The organism is Endozoicomonas sp. SCSIO W0465 (genome assembly GCF_023716865.1).
Lineage (GTDB): Bacteria > Pseudomonadota > Gammaproteobacteria > Pseudomonadales > Endozoicomonadaceae > Endozoicomonas.
In genome coordinates this window covers 3,006,097-3,023,480 of the sequence record NZ_CP092417.1, presented here as the reverse complement: position 1 = coordinate 3,023,480, position 17,384 = coordinate 3,006,097, and the positions used below count along the sequence as shown (strand labels likewise).

Sequence of the window (17,384 nt, the reverse complement as noted above, 5' to 3'; positions counted from 1 at the left end):
ATCCCCACATTTGCAATTTTTAAATATATCCTGAGAACCGTGTTCGAGAATAGCATCCTCAAGATTCCAGCCCGATAAAAGAACTGCCCTTGCTGGTTGACAGAATCCTCCCGGACAGCTTTTTATACCTGTCTGGCTGCTATGTAGCGTTCACTGCGCCGGGTTTTATCCATCACACTGCCCACTAACTGACCACAGGCTGCGTCTATATCGTCACCTCTGGTCTTTCTGACGGTGACGTTAAAACCAGCCAGCTGCAAACTTTCCTGAAAACGTCTCACTGCATTATTGCTGGGTCTTTCATATCCTGAATGAGGAAATGGATTGAAAGGAATAAGGTTTATCTTGCAGGGTACATCGTTCAGCAAAGCAATCAGTTGCTGCGCATGTTCAGGTTGATCATTAACACCAGCAAGCAATGTATATTCGATCGTAACGACCCGCTTGCTGTCCGTCAAACGGTTCATGTAATGATGTATGGCATCAAGCAACTGATCCAGCGGATACTTGCGGTTGATCGGAACCAACTGGTTTCTCAGCTCATTATTGGGTGCATGCAGTGATACTGCCAGCGAGACATTAGACACTTCACTTAACTTTCTCAACGCAGGAACGACACCGGATGTGCTCAACGTTACCCGCCGCTTTGAAAGCCCATAGCCAAGATCGTCCATCATCAGGTCCATGGCATCAACGACATTATCGAAGTTCATCAATGGCTCGCCCATACCCATCATAACCACATTGGTGATGGATCGGTCCATTTTTGCCGGTACATTGCCAAAATGACGCGCTGCAACCCACACCTGGCCGATGATTTCAGCCACCGTCAGGTCAGAGTTAAAGCCTTGCTTGCCGGTTGAACAGAAACTGCAATCCAGGGAGCAGCCTGCCTGGGAGGAGACACACAAGGTTCCCCGTCCATTATCCGGAATAAATACCGTTTCAACACAGCTACCGCTGGCAACCCGAACAACCCATTTACAGGTTCCATCCTCAGAAAAAAGACTACTGACCACTTCAGGGCCGAGAATTTCTGCTGTGGCTTTCAGCCGCTCCCGAAGCGACTTGCTGATGTTGGTCATATCATCAAAGTTATCAACCCGATGATGATGAATCCATTTCAACACCTGTTCCGCACGAAACTTTTTCTCACCAATAGTGAGAAAGAAGGCTTCCATTTTTTTTCGTGAAAGCCCCAGCAAATTGACTTTTGCTTCCTGACCGGAAAGCTCACCTGCCAGTTCTCTGGCCTGATCGATGGATGGCTCGATCAATTCTGACATCTTACTAATACCTCAAAGCCATCAGAGAGCCTCCCCCCTGATGGCTTATATTCTTACGCTCGCCCCGAACCCTGTCTGTCAGGCCACCGTAAACTAACCATTTTTCGGCAGCCTGATTCAGTTAACGTGTTCTGGGGCAAATCTCCGAATCCTCGAAGAAGTAGGCCACTTCACGCTCAGCAGATGCCGCCGAGTCAGATCCATGAACCGCATTTTCATCGATGGTTTCTGCAAAATCAGCCCGAATCGTACCGTCTTCAGCTTCTTTCGGGTTAGTAGCCCCCATCAACTCTCGATTCAGGGCTACTGCATTCTCACCTTCAAGGACTGATACGACGACAGGTCCTGACGTCATAAAGGCAACCAGATCCTTATAAAATGGACGATCTCTGTGTTCAGCATAGAAACCACCCGCCTGCTCATCAGACAGATGGATCATCCTGGTCGCTACAACATCTAACCCGGCCTGCTCAAAACGAACAAGAATTTTACCGATAACATTCTTGGCTACTGCATCAGGTTTAATAATGGATAAAGTGCGCTCTACCGCCATTTCGATCTCCAGATTGTCATTTTCGTGCCCTTGCGGGATTGTTATTAATTATTAGAAACGTACGACTCTCTCAGCTTTCCATGTCTTGACTCAGGCAATCCATAGCAGGAGTTCTGGCATCATTGTATACAATAGCGTCGATAGTGTCAGTCCTTTATGCCTTAAGGCAACAAGAACCAGCCCTGATTAAGTCAGACTATTAGCAAGACAACATCCTCCCATGGAGGGCACCATGCTCAGTCTTCAGACTCTTCTATCCATGCCATCTGAATGGCCTCAAGGACCTTCTCACCGCAGCGCTCAGGATCATCACCAAAACTGTCCAGCGCCAGAATCCAGCTTCTCAGATCAACAAAATTGACATACCTGGGATCCACATCCGGATGAGCCTCATAAAGCTCAATGGCGATATCATAAACATCTGCCCACTTCAAACTCATTTATCTACTCCATGATCATTAGCTGCCCTGTTCAGGACAAACCAGCAAATGCCCCAAACCGACCAGAAACAGAAATCAACGACGCTCAGAAACCTGGTTAATGGTGTATCTGGGAATCTCTACCACCAACTCCTCATCACCCACCACCGCCTGACAGCTCAGTCGGGATTCAGGCTCAAGCCCCCAGGCTTTGTCCAGCATATCTTCTTCGAGCTCATCCGGCTCCTCCATACTGTCAAAACCCTCCCGGACAATGACATGACAGGTGGTACAGGCACAGGATTTTTCACAGGCATGCTCAATTTCAATACCATTTTGCAACGCCGCATCACAGACCGTAACTCCGGGCTCTGCCTCAATAACGGCACCTTCCGGGCATAGCTCATCGTGGGGTAGAAAAACGATACGAGTCATTATCAGAACTCCTCCAAATCATCTAACTTTTGTCCGGAAAGAGCCTGACGAATTCCCTGGTTCATTCGACGGGCAGCAAATTCTTCACTGGACTGACCAATACGTTCAATTTCACTGGCAATAGACTTGGCATCACCGGTTTCACGGCACTGTTTCAGCGACTCAAGATCTGCCAGCAATAAACTATATTCATCTGTGCCAAGCAGTGTTTGACCATCCTTATCCAGGGCAATGACAAGCGCCTCAATAACACGATCAGCCTCAACCTGCTGTTCGAGCAACGCCCTTGCATCACGATCATCACCTGCATGGGCAAATGAATCTTGCAGCATTCGGGAGATATCAGAATCACTGAGGCCATAAGAAGGCTTTACCTGAATACTGCTCTTGACCCCGGTTGACAATTCTTCTGCAGCAACGCTGAGCAAGCCATCGGCATCCACCTGGAAGGTCACACGGATTTTCGCACCGCCTGCGGGCATGGCGGGAATCCCACGTAACTCAAACCGGGCAAGCGAGCGATTATCGCGAATCAGTTCACGCTCCCCCTGGAAAACATGAATAACCATGGCCGTCTGGCCATCCTTGTAAGTGGTAAACTCCTGAGCCCGGCTAACGGGAATAGTCGTATTGCGATGAATCACCTTTTCCATTAGCCCACCCATGGTTTCCAACCCCAGGGAGAGCGGAATCACATCCAGCAGAAGCATATCTTCTGCGGATTTATTGCCAGCCAGAACATTGGCCTGAAGGGCTGCACCAACGGCCACCACCTTATCAGGATCAATAGAGGTCAGTGGTCTCTTGCCAGAAAATTCTTCAACTCTCTGCCGAACTCTGGGTACGCGGGTAGAACCACCCACCATCACCACTTCATCAATCTCGTTCACCCGCAGGCCTGCATCCCTGAGCGTTCGTTTGAATGTACGGATAGTCTGATCAACAAGCGAGTCTACCAACTCATCAAACTGCACCCGGGACAGGTTGCCACACCATTCACCGAAACGGACATCAGCGTCATCACTTTCGGTCAGTGTTTCTTTAACACGACAGGCTTCGACCATGGCTTCACGCAACTGCAATGAATTGATCGCAGACTCATCAACCCCTGCCTCACGAAGTATCCAGCGAGCCACGATTCGATCAACATCATCCCCCCCCAGGGCGGTATCACCACCGGTGGCCATCACCTCAAAAACGCCTTTCTCCAGACGCAAAATCGAGATATCAAACGTACCGCCGCCAAGATCGTAAACTGCGATGATTCCTTCGCCACCCTGATCCAGGCCATAAGCTACAGCAGCAGCAGTGGGTTCATTCAGTAGACGATAAACTCGCAACTCTGCCAGCCTGGCAGCATCTTTTGTAGCCTGTCTCTGGGCATCATCAAAGTACGCTGGCACGGTAATCACAGCACCATCCAGGTCACCACCTAACGTCTCTTTTGCACGACCAACCAGTGAACGGAGAATCTCAGCAGACACTTCCACGGGGCTGACTTCACCGCGACGGGTTTTAATGAGGGGCATGCCTTCACTTTGTCCTGAATCACCGGTAACAAACTGGTAGGGCAATACCCCGCCAAGCGCATCGACATCCTCAAGCCCACGCCCCATCATTCGCTTGACCGATATAATGGTGTTTTCCGGGTCAACCAGAGCGCTGGCTTTTGCTGTGGCACCGACATCAATCCCCTGCACACCATAGTAAACAACAGAGGGCAAAGTATGGTTCCCATCGATATCAGGGAGGGTTTCGGCAACATCTGATCGAACCGAAGCAACCAGGGAATTAGTGGTGCCCAGGTCAATGCCCACAGCACGCTTGTATTGATGAGGTTCCGGAGCCTGTCCCGGCTCGGAAATCTGCAGTAACGCCATATCTGCCTCTTCTCTTCCTGATTAGTCGTCCAACAAACCGGATTCCAGCTGTTCCAGTTCAGCCGCCAGCTTTACCATGAACTGCATCTTTCTTACAAGCGCTTCTGCCTGATCAAGATCCTGCTCCGCTCCGGACTTCCAGAAACCCTCGAATTGCTGGAGATATCGATGAAGATCAGCATTGACCTGATCCGCCAGTCGTTCAACTTCCTGTTCAGGGCTTGAGCTTGAGCTGATCTCAGCAACGGCCTCACGCAATTCCATCTGCTGCAACAGGAAGCCAGAATCCATAATGGTGTTGCGCTCCATATCAACCTCGCGGCCAGCCAGCTTCAGCAAATAGATCGCCCTGCTCAACGGCTGTTTCAGCGTATTAAAGGCCTCATTAACATGGGAAGCGTACTGAATAGAGAGGCGCTGCTGACGATCATCACCACCAGCAAAGCGATCAGGGTGCACTGCCCTCTGCAAGGCGCGGTATTGACTGGACAGCCGCTGCTGATCGACCTGACAGGAAACAGGCAACGCAAAAAGCTCAAAATAGTTTTTGGTTAAATCAACCACAACGCAATCAAATCCCAAGTCAGAAATGACATTCATGGAGTATTCAGCAAAAAATAAATACCCCATAAACAAATGAAGCCCGACCAGTGTGAACCAGCCGGGCCGGAAGGCAAATCAAAAGTATCAGCCAGCCTCTTTAACAGTACTAACGAAGCCGGAAAGCCTCACAAACACTTTCAGCCAGCATCAACATTAAAGCTTTCACCGCAACCACATTCACTGGCAGCATTCGGATTATTAAACTGCAAGCCTTCATTGAGCCCTTCCTTTACAAAGTCCAGTTCTGTGCCATCCAGGTAAATCAGACTCTTTGGGTCAACAAACACTTTGATTTCATGATCTTCAAAAACCTGATCACTCTCATCAACCACATCCACAAACTCAAGGACATAGGCCATACCAGAACATCCCGAAGTACGTACCCCCAGCCTTATGCCGAGACCCTTACCTCTTCGGGTAAGCTGCCCCCTGATATGACGGGCAGCCGCTTCAGTTACGGTAATTGCCATTTAATACTCCATCCACTTCCGGGAAATCAACCGATTCCACCGGCTACATCCTGAACCACCTAATACCTGACTACAGAGCTTCAGTACATGATTACTGGCAACAGCGTCAGGCAGCTGGAGCCGCATCATTCGGTTTCTGCTTGGCTCGATAGTCGTCGATTGCCGCCTTAATAGCATCTTCGGCCAGCACCGAGCAATGAATTTTTACCGGTGGCAGCGCAAGCTCTTCCGCAATATCCGTGTTCTTGATGGTTGCCGCTTGATCCAGTGTCTTACCCTTCATCCACTCTGTTGCCAGGGAGCTGGAAGCAATCGCAGAACCACACCCATATGTTTTGAAGCGTGCATCTTCAATAACGCCTTCATCGTTCACCTGAATCTGAAGACGCATTACGTCGCCACATGCCGGGGCACCGACCATACCGGTACCTACGCTTTGAGAATCCTGGTCAAGCTTACCTACATTGCGCGGATTCTCGTAGTGATCGATAACCTTTTCGCTGTATGCCATTTTTCTCTCCTCTGAAATTGTGCCGTTGGCATAACTTCATAAAAAATCAGTGTGCAACCCATTCAACCTGACTGAGGTCAACGCCATCCTTGTACATATCCCATAGAGGAGACAACTCTCTAAGCTTCGCAACCGCTTCGCGTATCTCAGAAACAGCGTGATCCACTTCAGACTCTGTGGTAAATCGACCCAGACTGATTCTCAGGGAACTATGAGCCAGCTCATCACTTAAACCCAGCGCCCTCAGCACATAAGAGGGCTCAAGACTGGCAGATGTACATGCCGAACCAGACGAAATGGCAAGATCTTTCAGGGACATCATCAGGGACTCCCCTTCAACAAAAGCAAAGCTGATGTTCAGGATTCCCGGAACTCTCTGCTCAAGAGAACCGTTCACATGCACCTCTTCCAGGTCGGAAAGCTGAGAAAGCACTCTATCCTTCAACGCCGCAAGGCGTGCTCTTTCTGAATCCATTTCTGCAGCCGCAATGCGACAGGCTTCGCCCATTCCAACGATCTGATGAGTAGCCAGGGTACCAGATCGCATCCCTCGCTCGTGGCCACCGCCATGCATCTGTGCTTCCAGACGAATACGGGGTTTGCGGCGAACATAAAGGACACCAATCCCTTTCGGGCCGTAGAGTTTATGGGCAGAAATGGACAACAGATCGACCTTCATGGTGTCCATATTCAGTGGAATTTTTCCAGCACTCTGTGCTGCATCAACATGAAAGACAATCTTGCGTGAGCGAGTCAAATCACCAATTGCCTCAATATCGTTAATCACACCAATCTCATTATTGACGTGCATCAGGCTGACCAGAATAGTGTCATCACGCAGAGCTTTTTCAACCATTTCAGGCGTGATCAGACCCTCGCTGTCGGGATCCAGGTAAGTTACTTCAAACCCCTCCCGCTCCAACTGGCGACAAGTATCCAGCACAGCCTTATGCTCAATACGGGAGGTGATAATGTGCTTGCCCTTTTTGCTGTAAAAATGGGCTACGCCCTTGATGGCCAGGTTGTCAGATTCTGTCGCACCCGAAGTCCAGACAATTTCTCTTGGGTCGGCATGAATAAGGTCAGCAACCTGACGACGAGCGTCTTCAACAACTTCTTCAGCGCGCCAGCCAAAAACGTGGGAACGCGAAGCCGGATTACCAAAATTACCTTCCAGAGAGAGGCATTGAATCATTTTTTCAGCCACTCTCGGGTCAACCGGTGTTGTTGCAGAATAATCGAGATAAATAGGTAATTTCATCTGGTACATCTCCAGGCGGTCAGTACGCTCAAAACCCTTGATTCGCAAAGGGTTAAAATCATCATGCCACTACACATGCCTCTTTTTTAAAACACTTTAAAAAAGATTCCTCACAGGATGGAGTCAGCGGCAATTTTGTTGTCTTGCTGCTGATCCTGACGAATAGCAACATTTTGCACTTCCCTGCGCGCTACAAGATCAGCGAGGCTGATCCCTCCAAGAAACGAATGAATCTGCTCACTCAGATCCTGCCACAAGTGGTGAGTCAGGCAGGTTACCCCTTTTTGGCAACCTCCTGCCCCTTTGCACTTTGTTGCGTCTACGGACTCATTAACCGCATCGATCACCTGAGCAACATAAATAGCTTCAGTGCCACGACTGAGCAGATACCCCCCCCCGGGGCCCCGCACACTACAAACCAGGTCACCACGGCGGAGTTTGGAAAACAATTGTTCCAGGTAAGAGAGAGAGATCTCCTGACGATCCGAAATATCTGCGAGAGAAACTGGCCCCTGATCAGCATGTAGTGCCAGATCCAGCATGGCAGTTACCGCATAGCGTCCTTTGGTCGTCAATCTCATACCGCATCTCTCTTGCTATTCTGACAGAGTTATTACTCTTGTATCAGTTTCCACTCGCTTTAAGTCCATGACTCCTGACCGTGATGCTTCCACAGTCAAATCTTCACTGACTCAAGCTATCTGCACAAAATTATGAAATACCTTAGCAAAATAGTCAACTATTAGAGATGAAACAGGAATGAATTGTCAAATGAAGTGGATATATAAAAAGAATTCAAAAAGTAACTTCATATAATTTTTGGGCATTTTATAGAAACAGGGACTAACTTTCAAAAGCAGAAAATAGGCCACCGGATCGACAGGCAATCCATGATTATGATGAAAGCAAGGCCTTAACTGATAAATCGCTGGTTTTATACCGGATACAGTTTACCGTTCTCTTGTACTCACACCAGCCCCTCTGCTGAAATGAACAGACAACATACATCAAAGTCATGAAACGATGTGCCAGTTGCTGAGGAATTGTCCTGAAATAACTTCCCTGTTTTCAGTCCCTGCACTCTACTAAATACTGTCCTCTACTTTTACCCTGATATAAAGACACCTGTCCTCATGCAGCAGATCATGTACCTTTGACATCAGTAAAAATACTGGACAGCCAGCGGCTATATTCTCCTCGCTTTCGGGTTTTTGAAAGCTTTCACTGTCAGGATTCGTTATAAAAACATCTGAGCATCCTTCATAGGGTACAAAATCTCTGTCAAGTACTTCGAAGATTACTTTTTTCTGCATGGGCCAAGCCACATGGTCATCATCCTCACCCTTCATAACTTGAATAAACAGGCTAACGTGAGTGCCAAGTCCTATCCCATCACCGCATGGGTATAGTTTTGCGCGTAACTTATACCCATTTTTGGGTGCCGTGTGAAAAGAGTCGCTTAAGAGGAATCTGGGTTTACCTCCAGCAACAATCTCATTTACAGCATTGTCTAAACCTTCCAGCTTCCAGACAAAAGTGCCGTTGGCATTGAGTCTGAGCTGTTCCTCCAGAGCATTTATCTTAAGATTGGGTTGGCCAGATTTGATAGAAAGCTGTTTCACAGTATGTTCAAGTTCCTCTATGCGCCGCACATAGTCTGGCATCGCCCCAATCAGTTGATTTAAGCTGGATTGCACATTCGTTTGTTGATGCTTGTAAGCACTCATCTCAGCATCTTGTCTTTGGACAGATTCGCCAATCAGGGTCTTGAACGCCTCCATAGAAGATACCATTCCTTTAATTCCGTTTTTAATGGCTGTTACATCTGCAAACCGATCTTGCCCTCCCGGCCCAATGGCCGCTGCCCCTGTCTGTTCAGGGGCAACGGGCGCTGAAAACAGTGACCAAGCCTGACTGCGCTGGCCAACCATTGGGAGATCGTCAGCACGATAAGGCGCAGCTAATACGCCCGGGCGAAATATTCGAGTGTGGGCAGCCTGATAATGATCAGGCAATTCACTTAGCAAAACAACAGCACCGCACTCTGGACCTGAACCCACTGCATCTCCGTCACTTGCTGACTTTTTCGCACAATGAACACGCAAACCTTGTGCTAGCCTGGTCAACTCCAAATGTTCGATATAGCCGGAATAAAGATTACTGACCGGGACACAGGATTTACAAGATGCATCCTGAGCACCTCCGAGATCGTGCAGCAGGGACGGGTGGTTTTCCGCCTCAAGATTACAATAGAAAATTCCACGATTGGCTTCGAAAACACTGACCTTCTCCGGTCTGCCCTCCATGATACGTTTTTGGCCCGTACAATTCTTGCTGCAAAACAAGCGATTCACCTTATCGACATCGGCTATTGAACATCGAAAAGATTTGTAGCTGGTCGTCTCGTAAATTCCACTTAACTCATTAGTAGGCAGACCAGTGGGCAAACCAGTAGTCAAGCCAAGAGGAAAATGGGTCAGATTCCGAGGCGAATTGGTGTGCAACCCGGGAAATGATGAGTTCATCACTGATAGCTCCTGATAGCAGATGGTGTTTTTTTGAGGTAATTATTAAAAATGATGTATCTCAAATCTTCCGGTGCTTTAAGGCATAGCAGAAAACAGCGAAATTAATCAGATTCAACCGTTAAGTTCGACAGCAGATTAATTCGTTAGTTCAGTGAAACGAGAGTGAATGATTGACTGAAGGTAAATGTTATGGGGTTTGAAACTTTTTTTAGGTTGATTTGAGGAGAGTAATGATTTGATTCAACAGCAAAAGGCAGTAGAAAAGATTACCTGATTACCACTGTTCCTACGTCATGACATAGAGAAAGTTTATTTAAGAATATCTGCATAATCTTTCATTCTTTATGTCTATAACCCAGTAAAGAAATAATAGAACCTATCCAGCATTGCCGCTGGAGTGGGCATCATGAGTGCTCGTTCTCCAGATTATCAACTAAACTCGGCTTCTAACCACTCCGAACAGGCAAAGAGCTACATCATCATTCGAAATGATGAAGTTCACACTGCAACTGTCTTTCAGTTATCGTTTAATGGCTAGCCCGGTTGCCACTGGACGTCTGGTAGCTTGAGCAGTCGATCCGGCATCGGTGCTGTATTGACTTGCCCGCCCAAGCCTTGAGATCATTGAAGGCATATCAAAACGCCGGTTAAACCGATAATTGAACTCTGATAGATAACGACCAAGATGCTTGGGGTCGAGCTTATGATAAGTGCCGGTAATCGCTGTTTTCACGTTTCCCAGCATGGTATTTACCCAGGTAAACAACTCATTCTCCATGGAAGCATGGCCTCCACCGGTAATGATGGCTGTGTGCTGGCATCCGGCATCTTCGATGCCCCGGAAACAGGACAAACCATCGCTGACGGCCCGGACACCCTTTTTCAGGGCATGTTCTGCCCACTCCCGAATGGTTTTTCGCTGGAAGTTATCAACGGCATTGAACTTCATGTAGATAGGGTGGTTATCAGCATCTGTCTGAACTGCGGCAACAAAGGGAGCTTTGTTCTCTGAGCCTCTGCCCCGGCGGCCTCCATGGCGTTCACCGCCCCAATAGGCGTCATCGATCTGAACAAATCCACTCAACTGCCAGCTGTTATCTCTTTCCATCATGACCTGCATGAGTTTGTGCTTCATGCGCAATGCGGCATTGTAGGAAATGCCAAGTTGCCGATGAAGCGTCAGGGCAGAAATCCCCGCTTTATTCTGGGTGACGAGATAGATACCCAGAAACCAGGTAGCCAGAGGCAGCTTTGTTGAATCAAAGATGGTGTTGCTGGTAAGCGAGGTTTGGCAACGGCAGCAATTGCACTGGAATTCAGCCTTTCGGTGAAGCTTGCAGAAGCTGCGGGAGCCACACTTCGGGCATTCGAAGCCGTCTGGCCAGCGCCAGGAGAACAGCGCGCTATCACACTGATCTTCACTGCCGTAATTAGCCAGAAATTGCCTGATGCCAATGCCTTTTTGGAACTGAATGGTATTTTTACACATCAGTTTTACCTCCAAAAAACATGACTATCGACGTTTATTATAGCTGCTAACTCATGACGTACGATCAGTGGTAATCAGGAAAGATTATATTGCTGTTCAAAGAAGTCCGGGACATCCGTTTCTTTAGCCGGTTACCCACTGAAAATCCGGTAGACAGGCGTTCCCGCATCGAAGCAGTTTTGGCTACCAGGAGGCTGACCGAGAATAGACTACCCTACTGCGGTGTCAGCAAATTGGTCTAAAAAGTCGGAAATTTTTAGCAAATAGAACCACTATTCACTAAAAATTTCCGACTTTTTATCCTCAATTTTTTGCCGTCCTCGCAACGGGCGCTATTCTCGGTCAGCCTCCTAGTGCAGAAAAGCGCTAATACCCATACAGCCAGACCCCTCGTTCCCATGCTCTGCGTGGGAATGCATACCGGAGCCTGCCAGATGCAAAACAATCTATTTATGCCCGGAATCATGAGAGTTTAATGGAGACCCACATTTCCACAGAGGCCCGTTATGCATTCCCACGGGGGACCGTGGGAACGAGGTGCTTGCGTATGTATAACAACGCTAGACTGCACTACACACCCAAGCCTTGAGATCATTGATGCCAGTCGTGGCGATACGGTCCTGGCCATCAAATTAAACTCACGCAATCATAGCGATGGCGTCACCTCCTCTTTCACAGGCGCAAAGTCCTCCTTTTTTAACTCGGGCAAGGGCCGCACCTGACACTCGAGGCCATTGTCTTTTAACACCTGGCACAAGGTATCAAAGCGGGAATCCACTTCATGGAGATGATCCAGCATAGCCGAAATGGCATGGGCGGTCGGGTCAGGCATTTCAGAAGTGACGGCATAGGCATCAAAACCCATTTTTTCGGCCATCTTTTCGGCATTGGCATGAGGACGTTCTCCATTGCTATCAGCAACCTCTGGCTTTCTCACAACCCTGCCGGGAATACCAACAACGGTTGCTCCGGGGGGTACTTCACGCACAACCACCGCGTTTGACCCGATCCTGGCGCCTGCTCCGACAACAAATGGCCCAAGCACTTTTGCACCCGCACCGACCACAACGCCATTAGCCAACGTCGGGTGCCGCTTACCCTGGTTAGCTGGATGCTCCTTACCCTTATTGGGAGAAGTACCACCCAGAGTCACACCATGATAGAGCGTGACATCATCGTGTATTACCGCCGTTTCACCAATAACCACCCCCATACCATGATCGATAAAAAAGCGTCGCCCGATGGTAGCTCCCGGATGTATCTCAATACCGGTTAACCAGCGATTAAATGTTGACAACATGCGCCCCAACCAGAGAAACCCTGATTTCCAGAGCCTGTGCGACACCCTGTGCAGCAATAGCGCGTGCAGCCCGGGGTAATTAGTAACCACTTCAAACGTATTCCGTGCAGCCGGATCACGATCCATTACCGTTTTGATATCTTCTTTTATTCGCGCAAACATGGTCTGTGCCTGTCTGTTATTATCCCTGCCTGATTGCCGGAAGAGCAGCTCCTGCAACCTTAATAAAGCTTCTGACCAATACTATCCGGAAGCTTTCATCATTGTTCTTTTGCGGCAAGACATCGCTGAGTTTCTGACAGAACCCCCCGAAGTATACTCAGCTCAACACGATCCGGACGAACCCGCCCATAAAGTCGTCGCAATTTGGCCATAATCTTCTCGTGACTGCTGTGATCAAGAAAACCAATCGCCATCAACACCTGATACAGATGTTCATAGTAACGCTCCATATCCTCCATGCTTGCCAACTCGTGACTGCGTGGCTGCGGCATCTCAAGCGCATCAGCACTGATCAACTGCATCATCCGCAACTCGTAACACAGCACCTGTACTGCAGCCCCGAGGTTTAGGGAGCTGAATGCTTCGTTTGTCGGGATATGAACCTGCAGATGACAGCGTCGCAACTGTTCATTGGTGAGGCCTTTATCTTCCCGACCAAAAATCAGTGCCACTTTATGAGTCATTGCTTCGCCAATAATATTCCGGGCACATTCCCGAGGGTCTACCAGCGGGAGAGAAACACCTCTTACCCTGGCACTGGTACCAACCACAAACTGACAATCGGCCAGAGCCTCATCCAGCGTTGCACAAACCCTGGCATTTCTCAAAATATCATCAGCCCCTGAGGCCAGCGCCGTTGCGGTACCAGATGGAAAGTCATCAGGCGCCACCAGGCACAACTGGCTCAACCCCATGGTTTTCATGGCACGGGCGGCAGCCCCGATGTTACCGGGATGGGAAGGATTGACCAATACTATGGAAATGTTTTCAGAACAACGCTCGGATGAAAGATCAGGCACCGCAGGAATCTCTGGCTTTAGGTAGTTTCAGCCCGTCAGTGTACTCAAATTACGGCCAATGCCAAGCCTGCCGTAAAACTACTGACCGACGGAAGCATCTGCTCCATTGCAAGTTAAAGCACATCCTGTCAGAATCCGCCCCCACTTTTTCGTGAAAATGTTTTTATCAGTTCCTGAACTGCATTTTTACAAGCTGGATGATTGAAGCGTTTGTTGAACGACATCTCATACTCTTCAATACCAGGATACCAACGGATCATTGAATCCGGTATCATCTCATTCCTATACGATCTTTCACATTTCAGATGTAACTAAGCCTATGCAACCGATGGTGAATATGGCGCTGCGTGCAGCGCGCCAGGCTGGCGAAATCATAGCCCGCGCCTACAAAGATCTTGATCATGTTAATATCGAGTTCAAAAGCCGTAACGACTTTGTAACCGAGGTAGACAAGGCTGCCGAAAAGACCATTATCACCGCTCTGAGCAAAACCTACCCTGACCATGGATTTTACGGTGAAGAAAGCGGACACCGTGAAGGCAAGGGTGAAGGAAAAGATTACCTCTGGATCATTGACCCCCTGGACGGCACCACCAACTTTATCAATGGCATCCCGCATTTTGCGGTCTCCATTGCCGTGCAATATCGTGGACGCCTTGAGCACGCCGTTATTCTCGACCCGCTCAAAGAGGAAGAGTACTGCGCCAGCCGTGGCCACGGAGCCAGCCTGAACAGCAAGCGCATTCGCGTGGGCAATCGCAGAAACCTGGAAGGCGCCCTGATCGGCACCGGCATCCCATTCATGAACCCGGGCATCAACCATCTGGACAGCTACCTGAACATGATGAGAACCCTGCTGGGCGATACCGCAGGTATCCGCCGTGCCGGCTCTGCTGCGCTGGACCTGGCCTATGTTGCTGCTGGTCGCCTGGATGCGTTCTGGGAAATCGGCCTGCAGGATTATGATATGGCAGCCGGCGTTCTGATGATTCAGGAAGCAGGCGGACTGGTAGGCGACTTCAAAGGTGGCCACACCTACATGAAAAACAATCAGATCGTTGCCGGCAACAGCGGCTGCTTCAAAGAAGTGCTGAAGCGCATCAGACCCTTCGTTACCGATGGTATGTTCCGCTACTGATTCTGTGTAGGGTGAGGCTATTTCGCCTCACTTTTCTTTACGACTGATTTTCATAGCGAGCACACCAGAAGAAAAAAAGCTGCCTCCCCTGTCCCCATGCAACAAAATTATATTTTACATGCGCCCCCTACCCATCGTCTTGAACACTAAATTATCCGGAAACAGACGAGGGAGAAAATCAGCCCTTCCCTGTTCATGCTCAGTTGCTGTCACGATCGTGAGCAACTTTCCCTCTTCCTGCCCTTGCAAAGATTGCTTGGTATGAGCATCCAACACCGCCACCATCCCACGATCATAGGTAACATCATCGTAGTAGCGAATCATGGTATCAAAATCGTCAATAATCACGGCATGATTGGAGTCCGGACAGATCTGATGATTACGCTGCTCAGCAAATACATCATTCAACGTCTTGTTGCTATCCCTGGATTTGACCACATCTGAGGCTGACACATAGCTGCAAATAGAACCAAACTCATGGTTTGCCAGGGCAGCCAGTGTTGATTTACCACTGCCTTGAGGCCCTTTAATGAGAATGCGCAAGGAAGAGCGGGAATCATCCCGCTTAAAATCCGCCAGTGTCTTCCTGAGTTGGCTGACAACTTCTGGTGAATACCCGACATAGTCAAAGGTTTTACCCGCCAAAGACATGAAATTGCTTTTCCCGAACTGCGGCTTAATTCGGGTAAAAGCCCGGTTGAAATCAACCATGCTGACATCCAATGTCTCTAAGTGACTAAGCGCCTGTGGGGAAAAAAAAGTGTTCCCCTCTGCCAGCCCCTGCCCCCTGCGAAGAGCCGATAGCCTGGCCTTCTCCACCAGAGCACCCAGTTCCGCACCACTGAAGCCGGCGGTATTGCTCGCCAGCTCGTCAAGAGAGACATCAGCATTCAACATTCCGCTATCCGACAGGTCCCGGGTCTGAATCTTTAAAATCTGCAGTCGCTGGGTGATCTCTGGCAAATTAAATACCATTTGCATATCCATGCGGCCAGGACGCATCACTGCCGGGTCAACCAGGTCTGGCCGATTGGTTGTGCCAAAAACAATCAGGTTGTTTTTTTTATCAACACCATCCATACAGGTCAGAAACTGATTGACGACCTTATCCCCGATGCCATTATCGCCTACCCTACCCCTGGTCGGCAGCATCGAATCAATTTCATCAATCAAAACCAGACGAATAACCTGTTGATCTTCCGCGCCGGAATCCGAAAAAATCGCTCTGACACGTTGCTCAGACTCACCGACATATTTATTAAATACTTCCGGTCCTGAAATGATTTGGGTCGATACACTAAAGCCATTTTCCTTGAGCAAGGACTCAATAACACGGATAAACAGCGTCTTACCGGTACCCGGCGGACCCGAAAGAATACCGCCTCTGGAAAGATGACCCTTCATGGTATTTTGCAGTTTACCCGGCACTAACCGTGGACTAATAAATGCATCCACAAACTGTCGAATGGCCCCATTCGCGCCACCGATACCGTAGGCTTCTCCATTGAAATCAAACTTTTTGGCAAGCTTCTTCACATCGATGGCAGCCGGAGTACCCGTAATATTAAGCTTTTTCTTGACCCCAGCACTGACGGTAATTCTCGTAACCCGTGCATCCCCGGCCAGCAAGCCAACAGAGGACTCCGGAGCATCGCCAGTGGATGAAAGCTTTACACTGGCGACAAAACAATGGTCACCCGTATTGAATACATAGGACCGGAGATCCTCCAGTGGACAACCAGACTGGCGACACATTCGCAGAAATGCATCTGCTATAGCATGCCATGACTCGGTCAACACCTCCGGCTCGCAGGAAGCTTGGGAATCATTTTTTGCCGGCTGAAAACGCTGAATATGCAAAGCGACTGAATCCCAGCGCTCTGCTGCGACGATCCCCGGCGTTAAATGAATCGTCAACTCAGCGGAAGTGAGTTTGCAATTACGCCTCATTATCTGAGTTAAATAGGCGGTTTGAGATTCAACATCATCCCGTTTCAATACCTTTACTGTTTGGGTGAAACCTTCCTTGCCATGCAAACAAGCATATGGGCAATCAAATAAGGTTCCGGCTGCAACAACCACACTGTTAGGTTCTGACCCTGCCAGCCATTCATTCCTGTACTTTTCGATGGTAAATTGATTGCCATTAGTTTCTCTGGATGATGTCTCTGCCTCAATGCCACTATTCGGTTCAATCTTCAACTTATCCAATAGCCTGATACTGCCAGGATTCCAGAAATGGTCACCTCTCAGGCCAGGGCTATATTCAGATAAGTGTGACTGCGGTTTACCAAGTAGTGCTCCCCGATCTTGCATATATTGCCGGACAGAGTCAGATGGAGTCCGGACAGATCTACGCTCAAAAGAACTTCCCGCCATGTTCTGTGTACCCGAACCTGTTTTTACATTATCATGATCAATGGGTGCGCTGTAGCGAGATGAATTAGCATCATTCCCGGTTATCATAGTTACCTCTTTATTTTGTATTG

The 17,384-nt window shown here is 48.8% G+C and carries 16 protein-coding genes and 1 pseudogene; 2 read left to right on the top strand and 15 right to left on the bottom strand.

Annotation, left to right across the window (positions count from 1 at the left end; genetic code table 11):
* Positions 1–122: 122 nt before the first annotated feature.
* The 11 genes from rlmN to MJO57_RS13160 all read right to left on the bottom strand — a co-directional run bounded on the left by rlmN (position 123) and on the right by MJO57_RS13160 (position 9,943).
* On the bottom strand, positions 123–1,286 hold the full coding sequence (gene rlmN, locus MJO57_RS13210) for a 23S rRNA (adenine(2503)-C(2))-methyltransferase RlmN (RefSeq protein WP_252025898.1): 1,164 nt from the start codon (positions 1,284–1,286) through the stop codon (positions 123–125).
* A 121-nt stretch (positions 1,287–1,407) separates the two neighbouring features.
* Complete coding sequence (ndk, locus tag MJO57_RS13205) at positions 1,408–1,839, bottom strand: nucleoside-diphosphate kinase (RefSeq protein WP_252025896.1); 432 nt, start codon at positions 1,837–1,839, stop codon at positions 1,408–1,410.
* 236 nt (positions 1,840–2,075) lie between these two features.
* On the bottom strand, positions 2,076–2,279 hold the full coding sequence (gene iscX / locus MJO57_RS13200; RefSeq protein ID WP_252025894.1) for a Fe-S cluster assembly protein IscX: 204 nt from the start codon (positions 2,277–2,279) through the stop codon (positions 2,076–2,078).
* Positions 2,280–2,354: 75 nt separating this feature from the next.
* Positions 2,355–2,693, bottom strand: coding sequence for an ISC system 2Fe-2S type ferredoxin (gene fdx / locus MJO57_RS13195; RefSeq protein WP_252025892.1), 339 nt, complete (start codon positions 2,691–2,693; stop codon positions 2,355–2,357).
* Positions 2,694–2,695: 2 nt separating this feature from the next.
* Entirely contained in the window at positions 2,696–4,573 is a 1,878-nt protein-coding gene (hscA, locus tag MJO57_RS13190; RefSeq protein ID WP_252025890.1) for a Fe-S protein assembly chaperone HscA, read from the bottom strand.
* 21 nt (positions 4,574–4,594) lie between these two features.
* Complete coding sequence (hscB, locus tag MJO57_RS13185; RefSeq protein ID WP_252025888.1) at positions 4,595–5,173, bottom strand: Fe-S protein assembly co-chaperone HscB; 579 nt, start codon at positions 5,171–5,173, stop codon at positions 4,595–4,597.
* A gap of 140 nt (positions 5,174–5,313) precedes the next feature.
* Positions 5,314–5,646 carry an iron-sulfur cluster assembly protein IscA gene (gene iscA, locus MJO57_RS13180; protein WP_252025886.1) on the bottom strand — a complete coding sequence of 111 codons (333 nt, stop codon included), beginning with the start codon at positions 5,644–5,646 and terminating at the stop codon, positions 5,314–5,316.
* Between the two features lie 106 nt (positions 5,647–5,752).
* A complete protein-coding gene (iscU, locus tag MJO57_RS13175; RefSeq protein ID WP_252025884.1) occupies positions 5,753–6,157 on the bottom strand; it encodes a Fe-S cluster assembly scaffold IscU in 405 nt (134 codons plus the stop codon).
* Positions 6,158–6,203: 46 nt separating this feature from the next.
* Positions 6,204–7,418, bottom strand: coding sequence for an IscS subfamily cysteine desulfurase (locus MJO57_RS13170; protein WP_252027025.1), 1,215 nt, complete (start codon positions 7,416–7,418; stop codon positions 6,204–6,206).
* A gap of 110 nt (positions 7,419–7,528) precedes the next feature.
* Positions 7,529–7,999: a Fe-S cluster assembly transcriptional regulator IscR gene (iscR, locus tag MJO57_RS13165; protein ID WP_252025882.1), complete on the bottom strand. Its 471-nt coding sequence runs from the start codon at positions 7,997–7,999 to the stop codon at positions 7,529–7,531.
* Positions 8,000–8,503: 504 nt separating this feature from the next.
* Positions 8,504–9,943 carry a hypothetical protein gene (locus MJO57_RS13160; protein ID WP_371924877.1) on the bottom strand — a complete coding sequence of 480 codons (1,440 nt, stop codon included), beginning with the start codon at positions 9,941–9,943 and terminating at the stop codon, positions 8,504–8,506.
* 409 nt (positions 9,944–10,352) lie between these two features.
* Between MJO57_RS13160 and MJO57_RS32760 the strand changes: the two genes are divergently transcribed.
* A complete protein-coding gene (locus MJO57_RS32760) occupies positions 10,353–10,484 on the top strand; it encodes a hypothetical protein (RefSeq protein ID WP_256493290.1) in 132 nt (43 codons plus the stop codon).
* Here MJO57_RS32760 and MJO57_RS13155 read toward each other — a convergent pair.
* The 3 genes and pseudogenes from MJO57_RS13155 to MJO57_RS13145 form a co-directional block, all read right to left on the bottom strand.
* A pseudogene (locus MJO57_RS13155) lies at positions 10,481–11,435 on the bottom strand (IS1595 family transposase). The gene MJO57_RS32760 and the pseudogene MJO57_RS13155 overlap by 4 nt on opposite strands.
* A gap of 646 nt (positions 11,436–12,081) precedes the next feature.
* On the bottom strand, positions 12,082–12,945 hold the full coding sequence (cysE, locus tag MJO57_RS13150; protein ID WP_256493343.1) for a serine O-acetyltransferase: 864 nt from the start codon (positions 12,943–12,945) through the stop codon (positions 12,082–12,084).
* Positions 12,946–12,995: 50 nt separating this feature from the next.
* Positions 12,996–13,757 carry an RNA methyltransferase gene (locus MJO57_RS13145; protein WP_252025876.1) on the bottom strand — a complete coding sequence of 254 codons (762 nt, stop codon included), beginning with the start codon at positions 13,755–13,757 and terminating at the stop codon, positions 12,996–12,998.
* Positions 13,758–14,076: 319 nt separating this feature from the next.
* Between MJO57_RS13145 and MJO57_RS13140 the strand changes: the two genes are divergently transcribed.
* Complete coding sequence (locus tag MJO57_RS13140; RefSeq protein ID WP_252027024.1) at positions 14,077–14,895, top strand: inositol monophosphatase family protein; 819 nt, start codon at positions 14,077–14,079, stop codon at positions 14,893–14,895.
* A 114-nt stretch (positions 14,896–15,009) separates the two neighbouring features.
* Here MJO57_RS13140 and MJO57_RS13135 read toward each other — a convergent pair whose 3' ends face one another.
* Entirely contained in the window at positions 15,010–17,361 is a 2,352-nt protein-coding gene (locus MJO57_RS13135; protein WP_252025874.1) for an ATP-binding protein, read from the bottom strand.
* Positions 17,362–17,384: the final 23 nt, after the last annotated feature.

Excerpts from the sequence above, each read along its gene's own strand:
- rlmN (WP_252025898.1), bottom strand. The coding sequence starts at position 1,286 with ATGTCAGAATTGATCGAGCCATCCATCGATCAGGCCAGAGAACTGGCA.
- ndk (WP_252025896.1), bottom strand. The coding sequence starts at position 1,839 with ATGGCGGTAGAGCGCACTTTATCCATTATTAAACCTGATGCAGTAGCC.
- iscX (WP_252025894.1), bottom strand. The coding sequence starts at position 2,279 with ATGAGTTTGAAGTGGGCAGATGTTTATGATATCGCCATTGAGCTTTAT.
- fdx (WP_252025892.1), bottom strand. The coding sequence starts at position 2,693 with ATGACTCGTATCGTTTTTCTACCCCACGATGAGCTATGCCCGGAAGGT.
- hscA (WP_252025890.1), bottom strand. The coding sequence starts at position 4,573 with ATGGCGTTACTGCAGATTTCCGAGCCGGGACAGGCTCCGGAACCTCAT.
- hscB (WP_252025888.1), bottom strand. The coding sequence starts at position 5,173 with ATGAATGTCATTTCTGACTTGGGATTTGATTGCGTTGTGGTTGATTTA.
- iscA (WP_252025886.1), bottom strand. The coding sequence starts at position 5,646 with ATGGCAATTACCGTAACTGAAGCGGCTGCCCGTCATATCAGGGGGCAG.
- iscU (WP_252025884.1), bottom strand. The coding sequence starts at position 6,157 with ATGGCATACAGCGAAAAGGTTATCGATCACTACGAGAATCCGCGCAAT.
- MJO57_RS13170 (WP_252027025.1), bottom strand. The coding sequence starts at position 7,418 with ATGAAATTACCTATTTATCTCGATTATTCTGCAACAACACCGGTTGAC.
- iscR (WP_252025882.1), bottom strand. The coding sequence starts at position 7,999 with ATGAGATTGACGACCAAAGGACGCTATGCGGTAACTGCCATGCTGGAT.
- MJO57_RS13160 (WP_371924877.1), bottom strand. The coding sequence starts at position 9,943 with ATGAACTCATCATTTCCCGGGTTGCACACCAATTCGCCTCGGAATCTG.
- MJO57_RS32760 (WP_256493290.1), top strand. The coding sequence starts at position 10,353 with ATGAGTGCTCGTTCTCCAGATTATCAACTAAACTCGGCTTCTAACCAC.
- MJO57_RS13140 (WP_252027024.1), top strand. The coding sequence starts at position 14,077 with ATGCAACCGATGGTGAATATGGCGCTGCGTGCAGCGCGCCAGGCTGGC.
- MJO57_RS13135 (WP_252025874.1), bottom strand. The coding sequence starts at position 17,361 with ATGATAACCGGGAATGATGCTAATTCATCTCGCTACAGCGCACCCATT.